Genomic DNA, 16,929 nt, shown 5'->3' on the forward strand with positions numbered 1-16,929 from the left:
CACGTATGAACGGCTGGCTGGAACCGAAGTACGTCGGGTGGCTCGCGCACGGCTTTTTGATGACGTTGCTGTTGTCGGCGTGCGTGATCGTGTCGGCGACGCTGTTGGGTTTCGCACTCGCGATGGCGCGCAACGCGCGTAACGGCTTCGTTACGCGCGTTGCTGCGCTGTATGTGCTCGTCTTTCGCAACTCGCCGTTGCTCGTGCAACTGCTGTTCTGGTACTTCGGCGCGGCGACATTGCTGCCGCAAAGCTGGATGGAATGGCTCAACACGCCGCATACGCTTTCCTTGTGGACGTTCACGCTTGCATGGCCGCCGTTCGAATTCGTCGCGGGCTGGATCGGATTGACGTGTTATGCGACGACGTTCGTCGGTGAAGAATTTCGCGCGGGAATGCGCGGCGTCAAGGACGGGCAGTATCAGGCCGCCGCCGCGTTGGGACTCGCGCCGCTCGGCACGTTTCGCTACGTGATCCTGCCGCAGGCGATCCGTATTGCGACGCCGCCGCTTGCAGGGCAATACATGAACATCGTGAAGAACTCGTCGCTGACGATGGCGATCGGTCTCGCGGAACTGTCATACACATCGCGGCAAGTCGATACGGAAACGTTCAAGACGTTCCAGGCGTTCGGCGCTGCGACGGTTCTCTATATCGCGACCATCGCGGCGATCGAAGTCGGTTTGCTTCTCTGGAAGCGCCGCAGCGCGCACGCGTGGCAGCGAGGCACCGCATGAGCGCAATCGACTGGTTGCCGACGTTGCGTTATCTGCTGCTAGGCACGTTTCCGAATGGCCCGCTTGGTGGGGCCGCGTTGACGCTGGTGATGTCGATTGTGTCGGCGCTGCTGTCCGCTTTGGTCGGACTCGCGGGCGGCATTGCACTGTCGATGACGCGCGGCGCGGCGCATCTCGCGCTGATTGCAGTGGTTGGCTTTTTCCGCGCGATTCCCGTCCTGATGCTGATCTTCTGGACCTTCTTTCTGATGCCGATGCTGCTGCACATCGACGTGCCCGGACTCGCGACGGTCGTATGCGCGCTGGCGCTGATCGGCGGCGCGTATCTGTCGCATTCGGTGCAGGCGGGCATCGCCGCCGTCCGCGCGGGGCAAGAGCAGGCGGCGTTGTCGCTGGGCCTCACGCGCTGGCAGGCGTTGCGCTATGTGCTGCTGCCGCAGGCCGTTCGGATCATGACGCCGTCGTTCGTGAACCAGTGGGTGTCGCTGATCAAGGATACGTCGCTGGCGTATATCGTCGGCGTGCCCGAGTTCACGTTTCTCGCCAACCAGGTCAATAACCGGCTGATGGTCTATCCCGTGCAGATATTCCTGTTCGTCGGTCTGGTTTATCTGCTGCTGTGCTCCGCGCTGCAATTTTGCGCGACGCGCCTGCTCGATGCCGGGCGGCGTCGAAATACGCCCGACGCGCACTCGCGAATCACCCGGTTCTCTCATGTCCAATCCGCCGATTCCTGAATCCAAAACCGCTCCCGCGTTGCCGCGTCGCCGGATGCTCGGCGGGCTGGCGCTCTCCGCGCTGGTCGCGCCCGGCGTGAAGGCAGCGACGCTGTTGCGCCCGCTGGACGTCGATCCGTGGACGCAAACGCCCGGTGCGCCGATCCTCGATCATCCGTACGGACAACCGTCGCCGCGCGAAGCGAACGTGGTGCGCCGCGCGGCGCGCGCGTGGCCGATGCCGGGCGCGGCCTCGTCGCTCACGCCACTCGCGGACCTGCACGGCACGATCACGCCGAACGGGCTCGTGTACGAGCGTCATCATTCTGGCGTGCCGGATATCGATCCCGACGCGCATCGCCTCGTCGTGCATGGCCTCGTGCGCGAGCCGAAGCTGTTCACGATGGATGATCTGCTGCGTCTGCCGTCCGAGTCGCGGATTCATTTCCTGGAATGTTCGGGCAACACGGGGAGCGAATGGAAAGGCCCGAGCGGCCTGCCTGTGCAGATCACGCACGGACTGCTGTCGTGTTGCGAATGGACGGGTGTGCGTCTTTCGACCCTGCTCGAAGCGACAGGCGGACTCGCGGCGGCGACGGACGGACGCGCGCCGAAATGGCTGCTCGCCGAAGGCGCCGATGCTGCCGCGATGACGCGCAGCTTGCCACTCGACCGGATTCTCGACCGGGCGCTCATCGTCTATGCGCAAAACGGCGAGCGTCTCCGGCCCGAGAACGGTTATCCGCTGCGGCTGCTTGTGCCGGGCTTCGAAGGCAATACGAACGTGAAGTGGCTGCGGCGTCTGAAGATCGTCGATGCGCCGCTGGAGACGCGCGAGGAAACGTCGAAATACACGGGACTGCTGCCGGATGGAAGCGCGCGGCAGTTCGCGTTCGAGATGGACGCGAAGTCGGTGATTACGCGGCCTTCGTCGGGGCAAAAGCTGACGGTGCGCGGCTTTTATCCGATCGTCGGTCTCGCGTGGTCGGGGCGCGGCGCGATTCGCCGGGTCGAAGTATCGACGGATGGCGGGAGGACGTGGCAGGACGCGGCGCTCGACGACACGCCGCGCGATCGCGCGTTGACGCGTTTTCAATCGGGCTGGGTCTGGAACGGTGAGCCAGCCGCCATTCTGTCGCGCGCCACGGATTCGACCGGTTATGTGCAGCCGACGCGCGAGACTCTCGTGCAGGCGCGCGGGCTGAACTCGAACTATCACTACAACGGCATCCACCAGTGGCGCATCGGCGCCGATGGAAGCGTGAAAAATGCTTAAGTCCATTTTTCGAGTGTCTTTGCTTTGCGCGTCGCTGGCTGCGTGTTCGGCTTCGTTGACCGCGTCGCATGATGCGCAACGGCCCGCGTTGAATGCGGATCTGCGCAAATCGGCCGATGCGATCGGCACGCCCGTCAGCGATGCCGACATCGCCGCGTGGAATATCGACGTCGCGCCCGATGGCCACGGTTTGCCTGCGGGCAGCGGTGATGTCGCGATGGGCGGCAAGATCTTCGCGGCCAAATGCGCGGCGTGCCATGGCGCGAAGGGAGAAGGGCTGATCGGCGATCAACTGATTGGCGGACGCGGCACGCTTACCTCAGCGAATCCGAAGCGCACAGTAGGCAGCTATTGGCCATATGCGACGACGCTGTTCGACTACATCCGCCGCGCGATGCCGTACAACGCGCCGCAATCGCTGAGCGCCGATGAAGTCTATGCGGTGAGTGCGTGGATTCTGAACCAGAACGGCATCGTGCCCGACGATGCGCGTCTCGATGCGCATTCGCTGGCGTCGGTTCGCATGCCCAATCGCGACGGCTTCGTTGCTGATCCGCGACCGGGGCGTCTGTAGCCGACTCGCCCCGTCGCGCGTAGAACAACCGGTCAGGCCGTCTGCGCAAGTTGCGCAGCTTGTACCGATCGTGCCGAGAACTGGTTCTCCGGACGCGGTAGTCCCAGATGATCGCGCAGCGTGCGGCCCGCGTATTCAGTCCGAAACAGTCCACGCCGCTGCAATTCCGGCACGACCAGTTCGGCGAACTCGCTCAGCCCGCCAGGCAGCCACGGCGACATGATGTTGAAGCCATCGGCGCCTTCTTCTTCGAACCATTGCTGCAACTGGTCGGCGATGCTCTGCGGCGTGCCGATCACCTGCTGATGCCCACGCGCACCCGCGATGCGCAGATATAGCTGGCGTATCGTCAGATTGTCGCGGCGCGCGAGGTCGAGCAGAAGCCGTTGCCGGCTCTTGCCGCCATTGGTTTCCGGCAACTCCGGCACAGGCCCGTCGACGTCGTACTTCGACAGATCGACGCCACCCGACATATTCGACAGCAACTGCAATCCGACAGTCGGATGAATCAGGTCTTGCAACGCGTCGAACTTGTCTTGCGCCTCCTGCTGCGTCCTGCCGATCACGGGAAAAATGCCGGGCATGATCTTCAGATGCTCGGGCCGGCGTCCATAGCGCGCGAGCCGGCCTTTCACGTCGCGATAGAAATGCTTCGCTTCGGCGAGCGTCTGGTGCGCGACGAAAATTACTTCGGCCGTTTGCGCGGCGAGTTCCTTGCCTGCATCGGATGCACCCGCCTGAATCACGACGGGCCGTCCCTGCGGCGAACGCGCGACGTTCAACGGCCCGCGTACCTTGAAATGCTTGCCGCGATAGTCGAGCACGTGGACCTTGTCGGGATCGAAATAGACGCCGCTCGCCTTGTCGCGAAGGAACGCGTCGTCGTCCCAGCTATCCCACAGGCCCGTCACCACGTCGTGGAATTCTTTCGCGCGCTCGTAGCGCAGCGCGTGGTCCGGATGCTTGTCGAAGCCGAAATTGTGCGCCTCCGTCTCCGTGCTCGACGTGACGAGATTCCAGCCGGAGCGGCCGCCGCTCAGATGATCGAGCGAAGCAAACTTGCGCGCGACGTTGTACGGCTCGTTGAACGTCGTGGAAACCGTGGCGACCAGACCGATATGCGAAGTCACGACGGACAGCGCGGACAGTAGCGTCAGCGGCTCGAAGTGATCCGCGCGTGCCGTACGCGACAGCGACGGCAGATGCGTGTCGCGCACGCTGACGCTGTCGGCGAAGAAGATCGCGTCGAATTTCGCGCGCTCGGCGATCTGCGCGAGTTGCGCGTAGTGCGCGAAGTCGAGGCCGCCCGTCGCGTGCGTGTCGGGGTGTCGCCATGCGGCGATGTGATGTCCTGTTTCCATCAGGAATGCGCCGAGGCTGATCTGTCTTTGGTGTTGTCGTGCTTCGCTCACTGTAGTTTCCTTGATCGACGTCGAAAGAAATTGGGCTTCACCACGCGAGGCGCCATTCGGTGATGCGCGGTTCATGCACGCTCGCACGCAGGCCGCTGCCAGGCGTGTCGTGATCGGCGGGCACGGGCCGGTCGGTGAAATCGGCGAGAATCTGCTCGCGCAGTCGTACGAAACGCGCATCGCCGCGCTCGCGCGGGCGTGGCAGATCGACATGGGCGATGCGCTTCACGCGGCCTGGACGCGGCGCCATCGTCACGACGCGGTCGCCCAGATAGATCGCTTCGTCGACGTCGTGCGTGACGAGAATCATCGTAATCCGCTCGTGCTGCCAGATGCGCTGCAATTCGTTTTGCAGGCGGCCGCGCGTCAATGCGTCGAGCGCGCCGAACGGTTCGTCGAGCAACAGCACGCGTGGCCGGTTCACGAGCCCTCGGGCAATCGCGACGCGCTGCGCCATGCCGCCCGACAACTGATGCGGATACGCATGCTCGAAGCCTTCGAGGCCAACGAGCGCAACATGCTCGGCGACGGCGTCGCGCTTTTGCTGTGTCGAAAGCGGCGCGTTGCGCAACGCGGCGAGAATGTTCTGCGAAGCCGTGAGCCACGGGAACAGCCGGTGATCCTGAAACACGATGCCGCGTTCGAGCGACGTGTCGCGCACCCGCTCGCCGTCCACGCTGATATCGCCGCGAAAGTCGCGGTCGAGCCCAGCGACGAGGCGCAGCAGCGTCGACTTACCGCAACCGCTGGCGCCGAGCACGCTGACGAATTCGCCTTGCGCGATATCGAGCGAGATGTCGTCGAGCACGAGCAAGGTGCCGTTCGCTTCGTCCTGTTGCGCGTAGCGTTTGCTGACGTTGCGGATGCGGATGCCTTCGGAGACTGTCGTCGTCATATGCCGTTACCTGAATGTTGATGTCATGCAGCGGCGCGTTCGCGCGATGCACCGCTGCGCCGCGCAAGCACGCGCCGTTCGACGCCGCGCGCAAGCGCGTTGAGCGCCCAGCCCGTGATGCCGACGACGATGATTCCAAACAGCACGAGATCCATCCTGAACTGCTCGCTGCCGTCGATCAGCGTGTTGCCGATCCCGCTGCCCGCGACGAGCAGATATTCGGCGCCGAGCGTCGCGAGCCACGAGTAGATCAGCGCGAGATAGATGCCCGTGAAGATCGACGGCAGCGCGGCGGGAAGAATCACGAAGCGCGCCATTTGCAGGCGCGAATAGCGAAACGCGCGAGCGACTTCGACATAGCGCGGCGACACGGCGTGAATGCCGTCGCAGGTGTGCGCGGCGACGGGCAGCACCGCGGCCAGCGACAGGAACACGACTTTCGCCATGTCGCCGAGACCGAACCACACGGAGATCAGCGGTATCCATGCGAACAGCGAGATTTGCTTGAAGGTGTCGAAGGTCGGGCCGATCAGTCGTGTGGCGATGCGCGAGAAACCGAGCATCGCGCCGAGCAGCAGGCCGCCCGCCGTGCCGATCACGAAGCCGCTCGCTTCACGCGCGAGCGAAGCCGACAGCGCGCGCAGCAACGCGCCGCTTTGAATCTGCTGCACCGCAGTGCGCGCGACATCGACAGGGCTGACGAGCAAGCCGCTCTTGACGAGATGCAAGGCCGACACGAGCCACCACAGCGCGAACGCGGCGAGCGGCAGCACAAGGCCGCGCAAGTTGAGTGTGGAAAGACGCTGTTTGAGTGCGGACTGACGTTCGGGCTTTACGGGAGCGTCGCAACTGCACGGCGGCGGTCCGCTGGGTTTGCGCTGCGAAAAAAGACGTGGAAGCGGACGTGTGGAAGGCATGACGTGTGTCCTCGATCGAATGATTCACTCGCGAAATGCCGATGGTTGTCCGCGCCGCAGACGGGCTTCGAGTGCATCGAGCGCGCGGTTGATCGCAAAGCCGATTGCGCCGACGATCACGACGGAAGCCATCACCAGGTCGAGCTGAAACAACTGCCGGCCATACACGATCAGATAGCCGAGCCCTTCCGACGACGCCACCAGTTCGACCACGACGAGCGCAAGCCACGCCTTGGTGAACGCGAGCCGCACGCCCGTGGCGAGTGTCGGCACGGCGGCGGGCAGCACGACATACACGACGCGCTGCAAACGGCTGTAGCCGAATACGCGCGCAACTTCATCGAGCGTGGCGGGCGTGTTCCGCACGCCTTGCATCGTGCTCAACGTAACGGGCACAAGCGCGGCATGTGCGATCAGGATGTACTTCAACGGCTCGCCGACGCCGACCAGCAACAGCAGAAACGGCAGCCAGCCCAATACGGGAATTTGCACGAGCGCATTGAAGGCGGGCAGCACGTAGGCTTCGACGGTGCGCGACAAACCCAATGCCGCGCCGATGAAGAAGCCCGCGAGCGCACCGACGCCGAAGCCGACCAGCACGCGTTGCAGGCTGACCAGTGTGTTGCGCGCCAGGTCGCCGCTGATCGCGAGTTCGTACAGCGTGTCGAATACCTGTTGCGGCGGCGGAAGAATTTGCGGCGCGATCCAGCCGCGCGCGCAGCCGACGCTCCATAGCGCAAACAGCGCGGCAGGCAGCAACCACGGAGCGAGATGCCACACGATCGCGCGCACGCGCCGTTGTATCTGCTCCGACGTCGGGCTTGCCTGCTCCTGGTCCGATCTGGCGCGCTTCGTAATAGCCGGCCACTGGTCTATCGCCTTGCTCATCGCGGACCCCATCAACCCAGCGGTTTGCCTTGCGCGTCGTAACGCGTCCAGTAGTGCTCGAGCGACTGTGTGCGCAGTGCGTTGTCGAGATAGCGCGTCTCGAACCAGCCGTCGACTTCGACGGGTTGGCGGATCAGCTTCAGTTTGAGCGCGTCGCTCGCCACGGCCTTGTAGCGCGCGACGATAAACGGATCGACGAGCGGCGAGTTGCGCGACTTCAGAGGCTGGTTGGCGAACTCCGCCTGCCACGACGCGTAGGTGACGCCGCTCTTCGCCCACAGCTTGAAGAGCGCGTCGCGGTTCGCTTCGTCTGACGACCATTGCGCGCCTTTGACGAAGCCATTGACCACGCGCTGCACGATGTCGGGATGCGCGCGGTCGAAGTCGTCGAGCACGAGCAAATGCGACTGTCGCGTGAATTGCGGGCCGTCCGTCTGCGATTCGTAGATGATCTTCGCGAGACCCTGATCGCGGAGCTTGTAGAGGTGATAGTCGTTGACCGACGCGTCGATGCCCTTCGACGACAACGCAGCCAGCGAACTCGCCGAGTCGAGATTGATCACGCGCAGGTCGCGTTCGTCGAGCTGGTTCGCGGCGAGCACGTTGTCCGCGACGAGTTGCAGATTGGTGCCGCGAAAGATCGACACGCGCCGGCCTTTCAGATCCTTCACCGACTGCACGGGCGAATCGGGCGGCACGGCGATCTTCACACCGACGCGCACGCCCGATTCGAGCAGAATGCGCGTCTTCAGGCCATTCGCGCGGCCGAGCACGGAAGGCAGATCGCCCTGAAAAGCGAAGTCCAGCGATTTGTCGGCGATGGCTTCGTTGACGGCGGGCCCCGCGCCCTTGAAGAACAGCCATTCGACCTTGATGCCGTCGGCGGCGAATTCCTTTTCGAGCAATTGCAACTGCTGCACCGTCGCGGCGGGCGAGCCGCCGAACGTGGGCGGATCGCCCGCGCCTTGCTGCGCGACGCCGATGCGGATCACGGCAGGTTTATCGGCGTGTGCCTGCGGCACGGTGAAGGCGAGCGCGGTCGCAAGCAGAACGGACTTCACGAGCGTGAAGGTGCGGCGGAATCGGTTGTCCATTGAATGAGCGAATGCAAACGGAAGAAGGGATGAAGGGCGGACGCCGATGGTGGCGAACCGTCGCCGCGATTAGTGCGCGAGCGGTTTGCGAGCCGTGGTGAAGATCATGCGGCGCGTCAACTGCAGACCACGCGGACCGCGATGCGACTCGAGCGCGTCGGCGAGGTGCTCGCGCAGACGCGCAACGTGTGGATCGGGCAGCGACGACAGGAAATTGCCGAAGGAACTCGCACGGCTGAACGACAGCACGTCGTCGACGTTGTCGAATGCGTCGTCGAACTCGCGGATTTCGTTGAGCGTGGGTTCGAAGCCCACGGAAGCCACTAGCGTTGCCGTGCTTTCGCGCGTGAGCTTGTTCGGTGCGCCGATCTCCGCTTGCTGCGAGACCGGGTCTTCGGCGATCAGCGCGTGCAGCACGCGATGCAAGTCGTGTGGCACGTCTGCGGGCATGGTCGTGAAGCCGATCCGGCCGCCGGGCTTCAGCACGCGCCACGCTTCGCGCAACGCCGCTTGCTGGTCCGGTATCCAGTGAATCACGCTGTTCAGGTAGACGACGTCGAAGTGCGCGTCGGCGATTCCCGCGAGTTGCTCGGCACGGCCGACGCGCGCCGCGAAACGGCCTTGCGCGCGTTGCAGCGCGCGCTCGACACGCAGCGGCAACGGATCAATGCCGAGCACTTCGCCCTGTGCGCCGACACGCTGCGCGGCCGATTCCGTCAGGCGGCCCGTGCCGCAGCCAATGTCGAGCACGCGTTCGCCTTCGCGCAGGTCGAGCGCGTCGAGCAGTTGCAGACCATGATTGAACTGGCGGATGCCGAGGCGATCGTATTCGTCGGCAAGCGTGGCGGAATCGAGCTGCAGGCTGGGTGCTTTCGACATGGGAATGAGCGCAGTGGTCGTCTTTGAGCGCTCATTCTTGTCGACGCAGTACGTCACGACAAGAAAGCATTCGAGCTATTCATATGCGCTGCGATGCTTTCCTGTCACGTTCTGGTGCGGCTGCGCTTGTTATCGTGAACAGGCATCTGCAACAGTGAACGATGCGGATGCCTGACCCGTTGATTCGCCGCTAACGTATGTCAATGCCGTGTGTCAGTGCGTGCTCAGTTCGTCAATGCCTCGCGTTCGAGTTCGCGCAGCGGAATGTGACGTACATCGCGCCCCTTGACGACGAACACGACGAATTCGGCAATGTTCTTCGCGTGATCGCCGATCCGCTCCAACGCCTTCGCGATAAACAGATATTCGAGCGCGACCGAAACGGTGCGCGGCGTCTCGTTCATGTGTGTCACGAGCCGCTGGACGAATGCGCGGAATACATCGTCGATGGCCTTGTCGTCGCGCACGATCTGCGCGGCGGCCACGGCGTCCATGCGCGCAAACGCGTCGAGCACCCGATGCAGGATCGACGACGCCAGTTCACCGCACTGCTTCAGCTCGGCCAGCGAGATGGACGGCATTCCGCCATATTCGTCGATGCGCCGCATACGTTTGGAGATCTTGCGCGCTTCGTCGCCCATGCGTTCGAGGTTGGTGACGCACTTCGACATGGCCATCAATAGCCGCAGGTCGCGTGCAGCCGGCTGACGGCGCGCGATCACGCGGTGTATTTCTTCATCGATTTCGATTTCGAGCGCGTTCAACTCACGCTCGCTGTCGCGAATGGCTTCGACGAGCGCGGGGTCATAGGCGTCGAGCAACGACAGACAGCGGGTAATTTGCCGTTCGACTACGCCGCCCATTTCCAGCAGGTTGGTCGATAGCATGTTGAGCGCAGCGTCGAACTGACTGGAGAGATGCTTGTCGGACATGATGCGCCCCCTTGCCACACAGGCTCTATGTAGTGTGATGCGGTATCACCGCTTGTCGCCACACTGCGTCGAATTCCGCAGCGTAGAAAACCGTATATATCGTTTCATGTTAACGATGCAAAATTACACATGCAAGCGGGGTTATACCGACGCGCAAGGTCGCGTTGCCTGCGGGCAACGGGTCGGAGGGAGCAGGGGAGCGTTCGCGGCCGTTCGCGGACGGCCAGACGGCCACGACAGCGCTATTTGCCAACAGGCGGGATCGGAATCATCCCGGGGAATACATACGCCTGCAACATCGCAATCACGCCGATTAGCGCGGCGCCGGCAATGGAATGGAAGAATACCGTGCGGAAAATCGGTCCGAGCGCGAACGAACGCTCCTTCGGATCGTCATAGCAGGCCGCGCAGGCGACCATGATCGACTGCGCGTCGATCATTTTGCCCATTACACCGCCCGTCGAGTTCGTCGCCACGATCAGGATTGGGTTCAGGTTGAGCTGCTGCGCGGTGATGCGTTGCAGGCTGCCGAACAGCGCGTTCGACGCCGTGTCGGAGCCTGTCAGGAACACGCCGAGCCAACCGAGGAACGCCGCGAAGAACGGATAGAGCACGCCCGCCCCCGTGAACGCGAGGCCGAGCACGGCGTCGGTGCCGGAGTAGCGCGTTAGGAATCCAAGGCCCAGCACCTGGGCGATCACCAGCACGGGGATTTTCATGCGGCGCATGGTCTGAATGAAGGCGTCTTTCCATTGCGTTGCGCTCAGTCTCAGCACGAGGCCCGACAGCACGGCGGCGACAAAAACGCCCGTTCCCGCCGCCGACAGCCAGTTGATCGTGAAGCGCGCCGCTTCCGCTTTTGCGTTGGCGGCCACGACGGGCGGCATCCGCTGCACGAGGTTGTGCAGCGCGGGCATGTCCCAGACGGGCAGCGACAGCGTGCCTTTGAACGGCGAGCCGAGCAGCGTCGTCGAAAACGTGACGCCCGCGAACAGGTTGTTGAGCAGCTTCTTGAACTCAGGCACGCCCCACAGCGCGCAACAGGCGATCAGGATCACCCACGGCATCCACGCATAGACCGTTTGCGCCGCCGAGTACTTGTACTTCCATTCGCCGCGGTCTGTCACGACGGGTGTCGTGCTCTTGCCGGCGCGCGCGAGCGCTTCGCGTTCATCGCGCAGCAGAAAGCGCGTTTTCGGGTGCCACACGAAGCGCAGGAACAACGCCGTGCAGATCACCGAGAACACGCCGGATACGACGTCCGTCATCAGATGCAGCGCGGGGCTGCCCGACGCGTAGAACTGCATGAGCGCGAACGAGCCGCCTGCGCATAGCATCGCGGGCCAGACTTCGAAGACTTCTTTCCACGTGCCGCCTTCCATCTTCACGAAGGTCGCGACCAGCCAGAAAGGCACGAGGACCGAGACGAACGGCAATTGATGGCCCGCCATCGCCGACAGCGTGACCTGATCGAGTTCGCTCACGGCCGCGAGCGTGACGATCGGCGTGCCGATCGCGCCCCACGCGACGGGTGCCGTATTCGCCAGCAGATTGAGCACTGCGGACTGGAAAGGCCTGAAACCGAGCCCGACCATCACGGCGCCGGCGATCGCGACAGGCGTGCCGAAGCCCGATGTGCCTTCGATGATCGCGCCGAACGAGAAAGCGATCAGCACGCATTGCAGCCGCCGATCGAAGGAAATATGGACGATCGACTCCTTGACGATCTCGAACTTGCCCGTCACGACGCTCATCGTGTACAGGAACATCGCGGCGAGCACGATCCAGATGATGCCGAGAAAGCCGGAAAGCGAACCGAGCGCAAACGCGGAAACGGCCGACGCCACCGGCATCCTGAAGACCAGACACGAGATGATGAACGCGGCGATGACGCCGAAAAACGCCGCATACGGCGCGGAGATGCCCAGATGCACGTTGCCCTGCGCATCGCGGTGGCGGTGCAGGGCGATGAAGTAGAGCAGCGTCAGAATCGGGATCGCGGCAACGATCGTGGAAAGGAATGCATTGCCCAACGGGTTATAGGTCTGCTGGTACATGGCTTACCTTCCTGATCCAAGGATTCACGTTCATCCGGCAACGGACGACCCGCGCCGGAGCGGCGCTCGATCCTTACAGATTCCCGACCGATGCTTGTGGTATAGCGGGACGCATCGCGGATTTCAAGTTTTGGGGCCACCACGGCGCATGTTTGCGAGGCGTTTGTGGGCGCGGAAGGAAATGTCGATGCGTGGTCAATGAGTTGGGCAAGTGTCGTGCGTTGCGACACCGCCGCAGCCGGTGTGATGCGCGGCGCACAAAAAAACAACGCGGTGCGTTGCCGCTTTAACAACGGCAATCGCACCGCGCATTCAACAGCCGCAAACGCGGCAACCGCTCAAGCCAGATCGAAGCGGTCCAGGTTCATCACCTTCACCCACGCTGCAACGAAGTCGCGCGTGAACTTCTCCTGCGCGTCCTCGCTCGCATAGACCTCGCAAAGCGCGCGCAACTGCGCGTGCGAACCGAAGATCAGATCGACGCGCGTGCCCGTCCACTTCACTTCGCCCGTTCGGCGGTCGGCACCTTCGAACACCTCGCGCGCGGGTGTCGTAGGCGTCCATTCCGTGCCCATGTCGAGCAGGTTGCGGAAGAAGTCGTTGGTCAGCGTTTCGGGCCGTTTCGTGAAGACACCGTGCGAATCGGCGCCCGTGTGTACGTTCAGCACGCGCAAGCCGCCGATCAACACCGTCATCTCCGGCGCGGTCAGCGTCAGCCGTTGCGCCTTGTCGATCAGCAGCGCTTCCGCCGGCACGTTGTACTTGCCCTTGAGGAAATTGCGGAAGCCATCGGCGACCGGCTCCAGCACGGCGACGGATTGCACGTCGGTCTGTTCCTGCGACGCGTCCATGCGTCCCGGCGTGAACGGCACGCTGACGAGCTGCCCGGCACTCTTCGCGGCCTGCTCGATCGCCGCGCCGCCCGCCAGCACGATCAGATCGGCGAGCGAAATCTTCTTGCCGCCGGCCGCCGCGCCATTGAACTCGCTCTGGATGCCTTCGAGCGTTTTCAGCACCTTCGCCAGTTGCTCGGGCTGATTGGCCGCCCAATCCTTCTGCGGCACAAGGCGGATGCGCGCGCCATTGGCGCCACCGCGCATGTCCGAGCCGCGGAACGTCGACGCCGCCGCCCACGCCGTCGACACCAGCTGCGCGACGGAAAGCCCCGAAGCCAGAATCTTCTGCTTCAGTGACGCAATGTCGTTGGAATCGACCAACGGATGATTCACGGCGGGAATCGGGTCTTGCCACAGCAGTTGTTCGGCGGGCACTTCCGGGCCGAGATAGCGGGCGCGCGGCCCCATGTCGCGGTGCGTCAGCTTGAACCAGGCGCGCGCGAAGGCGTCGGCGAACTCATCCGGGTTCTGCATGAAGCGCCGCGAAATCTTTTCGTACTCGGGGTCGAGGCGCAGCGACAGGTCGGTGGTGAGCATCGTCGGCAGCAGCTTTTTCGACGGATCGTGCGCGTGCGGGATCGTGGCCGTCGCGCCCTTGGCGACCCACTGGTTCGCGCCGGCGGGGCTCTTGGTCAATTCCCATTCATGGCCGAACAGGTTCTCGAAGAACCCCATGCCCCACTGCGTCGGCGTGGCCGTCCAGGTCACTTCCAGGCCGCTCGTGATCGTGTCGCCGCCCTTGCCGCTGCCGAAGCTGCTTTTCCAGCCCAACCCCTGGTTTTCGAGTTCGGCGGCTTCGGGTTCCACGCCGACGTTATCGGCGGGACCGGCGCCGTGCGTTTTACCGAAAGTGTGGCCGCCCGCGATCAGCGCGACGGTTTCCTCGTCGTTCATCGCCATGCGCGCGAAGGTTTCGCGGATGTCGTGCGCGGCGGCGAGCGGATCGGGATTGCCGTCCGGGCCTTCCGGGTTCACGTAGATCAGGCCCATCTGCACGGCGCCGAGCGGGTTCTCCAGATTCCGCCCGCTATCGGTGCGGCTGGCTTCTTCGCCGTGCAGTTCCTCGTCGGCGACGAGCACGCCTTCGTCGCCTGCGTCGCGGGGCGCGGCGGCTTTGCCGTAGCGGACGTCGCCGCCGAGCCAGGTTTTTTCATTACCCCAGTAGACGTCCTGGTCCGGTTCCCACGTGTCCTCGCGACCGCCCGCGAAGCCGAAGGTCTTGAAGCCCATGGTTTCGAGCGCGACATTGCCGGACAGGATCAGCAGATCGGCCCACGAGATTTTCTGGCCGTATTTCTGTTTGACTGGCCACAGCAGGCGGCGGGCTTTGTCGAGGCTGACATTGTCCGGCCAACTGTTTAGGGGCGCGAAACGCTGCTGGCCGCGACCGCCGCCTCCGCGTCCGTCGCCCGTGCGGTACGTGCCGGCGCTGTGCCATGCCATGCGAATGAACAGCGGTCCATAGTGGCCAAAGTCGGCGGGCCACCAGTCCTGCGAGTCGGTCATCAGCGCCGCGAGGTCTTTCTTGACGGCGGCGAGGTCGAGGCTCTTGAATGCCTCGGCGTAGTCGAAATCCTTGTCCAGCGGATTGGACCGGCTGGAATGCTGGCTGAGCAGGTCCAGCCGAAGTTGCTTTGGCCACCAGTCGCGATTGGTTGTTCCGCCGCCGGCGGCATGAATGAACGGGCACTTTGCATCGTTTGACATGCGTCGTCTCCTTGGGAGATGTCTCCACTATGCGTTTTACGATGGTGTCGGGCTTGTGCGACAGATCGCCGTCCTGCGCCCGCACCTCGGGTTACAAGCGCGGCGGTATGTGCGATTACGCATATCGCCGCGTTGTCGGCGCATCTGTTCGGTTTCAATATATGCGACGGCGAAGGGCAACTGAATTCGTTTGCGGCAATCCCGCCAATAGCTCGCCGCTATAGCGCGGGAGCGGATTCACAGCGCCCTTGCGCTGATATGCGGTGCCGTATCGCCTATTCTTTTTGGGTTTGCGTGACAGTTCGCCTTGATTCCATTTGAGTGCGCGATGAACCGTGAGGAGCGGAACATGGAAGACGTGGATGTGCTCGTCGTCGGCGCTGGTCCCGTCGGCTTGCTGCTTGGCACCGAATTGCAGCGCGACGGTGTCGCCGTGAGCGTGATCGACGGGATGCCGGCGAGAGGGTTCTTCTGCAAGGCGCTCGGCATCACGCCTCGCACGCTGGAGATTTTCGACGATCTGGGAATCGTTGATCGCGCAATCGAGGCGGGTGTCTGGCTTACGGGCGTCGAAACGTGGGTCGACGGGGCGATGGTGCCTGCGCGCAGCATGCATGTGCCGGAGCAGGACTTGCCGTACGGGTCGCTTTCGCTTGCGCAGTACGAGACGGAGCGGCTGCTCGAAGCGGCGTTCACCGAGCACGGCGGACGTGTGAACTATGGGTTCACGCTCGACAGCTTCGTCGAAACGGGCGACGGGGTCGAAGCGTTTCTGACGGGGCCACACGGCGAGGCACGCACGGTGCGCTGCCGATGGCTCGTCGGATGTGACGGCGCGCATAGCAAGGTGCGTTCGGCATTGGGGCTGTCGTACGAAGGCGCGCAATTTCCGCAGACTTTTGCGCTCGCTGACGTGGATGTCGACTGGGATCATCCGCGCGGGCCCATGTACCGCTTCGAATGGAGCGACGCGGCGCGCGCGAAAACCAGCGTGGCCGCGGTGCCGGTTCGCGGATCGGCGCGGCGCTACCGGTTGTCGATGATCGTGCCGGACGAGCATTCAGCTTCGCTGGCGGGCGTTGCCGCACCTGATTTCGACACGATGTGCGCCCTGCTGTTGCCCTCGCTGCCGGAAGGCACGCGTTTGTCTTCGATGCGCTGGTCGTCGGTGTATCGGGTGAGTCATCGCATCGCGTCCGAGTATGGACATGGCCGCGTGTTCATTGCGGGCGACGCCGCGCATATTCATCCGCCCGTCGGCGGCCAGGGGATGAACACGGGATTGCAGGACGCGCACAACCTCGCGTGGAAACTCGCGCACGTGGCGAAAGGTCTTGCGCATCCTGCGTTGCTTGATAGCTATTCGGCGGAACGGCATCCCGTCGGCGTGGACGTCGTTCAGTCGACGAGCGCCGCGCTCAACGCCGTGCTCGCCCGCCAGGCCGCCAATCCGGCCATGCGCGAGACCCAGTTGCTGGTTACGTATCGCGGCAGTCCGATCGTCGCCGACATGTGCGCGGATGCGGACCCGGAGTTGCCAGCGCCGGGCGACCGGCTGCCGGATGTGTATGGTTTGGCGCAGCGTTTTGTGGGGCGTCCACGGCGATTGCAGGAGTTTGTCGGGCATGGACGGCATGTGCTGCTTGGTTATGTCGATGCGGCTGACGCGCAGGTCGAAGCGTTTGCCGATGGCTGTCGGGCGCTTGCCGAGTTGCTGCCTGGTGTAGCGTCGACTGTGCTGGTTGCGGCGCCGGGCTGCGAAGTGCCCGGCGGCGAACTGATGACGGTTTTGACGGATACGAACGGCGAGTTTGCGGCGACGTTTCGCGCATCCGGCGGCGCGGCGTGGATCGTGCGGCCGGATGGGCATATCGGATGGAGAAGCAGCAGTTGCTCGGGCGATGCGGTGAAAAGCTGGGGACGAATGCTTCGCGGCTAAGCCCGACCAA

Annotated in this window: 14 protein-coding genes; 5 read left to right on the forward strand and 9 right to left on the reverse strand. The window is 63.7% G+C overall.

The window, feature by feature from the left end:
• Nucleotides 1-5 precede the first annotated feature (5 nt).
• Genes BLT65_RS24255 through BLT65_RS24270 form a run of 4 tightly spaced genes read left to right on the forward strand, consistent with a single transcriptional unit; the run spans nucleotide 6 to nucleotide 3,303 of the window.
• Nucleotides 6-737 carry an amino acid ABC transporter permease gene (locus BLT65_RS24255; protein WP_091781883.1) on the forward strand — a complete coding sequence of 244 codons (732 nt, stop codon included), beginning with the start codon at nucleotides 6-8 and terminating at the stop codon, nucleotides 735-737.
• Complete coding sequence (locus BLT65_RS24260; RefSeq protein ID WP_091781886.1) at nucleotides 734-1,474, forward strand: amino acid ABC transporter permease; 741 nt, start codon at nucleotides 734-736, stop codon at nucleotides 1,472-1,474. The genes BLT65_RS24255 and BLT65_RS24260 overlap by 4 nt, the downstream gene beginning before the upstream one ends.
• Nucleotides 1,452-2,729, forward strand: a complete 1,278-nt coding sequence (gene soxC / locus BLT65_RS24265; RefSeq protein WP_091781889.1) for a sulfite dehydrogenase — start codon at nucleotides 1,452-1,454, stop codon at nucleotides 2,727-2,729. Before BLT65_RS24260 ends, soxC begins: the two co-directional genes overlap by 23 nt.
• Nucleotides 2,722-3,303 carry a c-type cytochrome gene (locus tag BLT65_RS24270; RefSeq protein ID WP_091781892.1) on the forward strand — a complete coding sequence of 194 codons (582 nt, stop codon included), beginning with the start codon at nucleotides 2,722-2,724 and terminating at the stop codon, nucleotides 3,301-3,303. Before soxC ends, BLT65_RS24270 begins: the two co-directional genes overlap by 8 nt.
• Nucleotides 3,304-3,335: 32 nt before the next feature.
• Here the strand turns inward: BLT65_RS24270 and BLT65_RS24275 are convergent, their stop codons facing one another.
• The 9 genes from BLT65_RS24275 to katG form a co-directional block, all read right to left on the reverse strand.
• Nucleotides 3,336-4,715, reverse strand: a complete 1,380-nt coding sequence (locus BLT65_RS24275; protein WP_091781894.1) for an LLM class flavin-dependent oxidoreductase — start codon at nucleotides 4,713-4,715, stop codon at nucleotides 3,336-3,338.
• Nucleotides 4,716-4,752: 37 nt separating this feature from the next.
• Nucleotides 4,753-5,610, reverse strand: a complete 858-nt coding sequence (locus BLT65_RS24280; protein ID WP_091781897.1) for an ABC transporter ATP-binding protein — start codon at nucleotides 5,608-5,610, stop codon at nucleotides 4,753-4,755.
• A gap of 23 nt (nucleotides 5,611-5,633) precedes the next feature.
• Nucleotides 5,634-6,527, reverse strand: coding sequence for an ABC transporter permease (locus BLT65_RS24285; protein WP_091781900.1), 894 nt, complete (start codon nucleotides 6,525-6,527; stop codon nucleotides 5,634-5,636).
• 24 nt (nucleotides 6,528-6,551) lie between these two features.
• Nucleotides 6,552-7,415 (reverse strand): ABC transporter permease, encoded by an 864-nt coding sequence (locus BLT65_RS24290; RefSeq protein ID WP_244186580.1) that lies wholly within the window; start codon nucleotides 7,413-7,415, stop codon nucleotides 6,552-6,554.
• Between the two features lie 11 nt (nucleotides 7,416-7,426).
• Entirely contained in the window at nucleotides 7,427-8,509 is a 1,083-nt protein-coding gene (locus BLT65_RS24295) for an ABC transporter substrate-binding protein (RefSeq protein WP_042305693.1), read from the reverse strand.
• A 69-nt stretch (nucleotides 8,510-8,578) separates the two neighbouring features.
• The gene (locus tag BLT65_RS24300; RefSeq protein WP_091782248.1) at nucleotides 8,579-9,388 is read right to left on the reverse strand and encodes a class I SAM-dependent methyltransferase; all 810 of its coding nucleotides are present in this window, start codon (nucleotides 9,386-9,388) and stop codon (nucleotides 8,579-8,581) included.
• A gap of 224 nt (nucleotides 9,389-9,612) precedes the next feature.
• Entirely contained in the window at nucleotides 9,613-10,320 is a 708-nt protein-coding gene (phoU, locus tag BLT65_RS24305; RefSeq protein ID WP_091781902.1) for a phosphate signaling complex protein PhoU, read from the reverse strand.
• A 242-nt stretch (nucleotides 10,321-10,562) separates the two neighbouring features.
• Nucleotides 10,563-12,377: an L-lactate permease gene (locus BLT65_RS24310; RefSeq protein ID WP_042305691.1), complete on the reverse strand. Its 1,815-nt coding sequence runs from the start codon at nucleotides 12,375-12,377 to the stop codon at nucleotides 10,563-10,565.
• Between the two features lie 338 nt (nucleotides 12,378-12,715).
• Entirely contained in the window at nucleotides 12,716-14,980 is a 2,265-nt protein-coding gene (katG, locus tag BLT65_RS24315) for a catalase/peroxidase HPI (protein ID WP_091781905.1), read from the reverse strand.
• Between the two features lie 349 nt (nucleotides 14,981-15,329).
• On the opposite strand from katG, the gene BLT65_RS24320 reads away from it, so the two are divergent.
• Nucleotides 15,330-16,919 carry an FAD-dependent monooxygenase gene (locus tag BLT65_RS24320; RefSeq protein WP_091781908.1) on the forward strand — a complete coding sequence of 530 codons (1,590 nt, stop codon included), beginning with the start codon at nucleotides 15,330-15,332 and terminating at the stop codon, nucleotides 16,917-16,919.
• Nucleotides 16,920-16,929: the final 10 nt, after the last annotated feature.

The sequence above is a fragment of the Paraburkholderia steynii genome, from assembly GCF_900100565.1.
Lineage (GTDB): Bacteria > Pseudomonadota > Gammaproteobacteria > Burkholderiales > Burkholderiaceae > Paraburkholderia > Paraburkholderia terrae.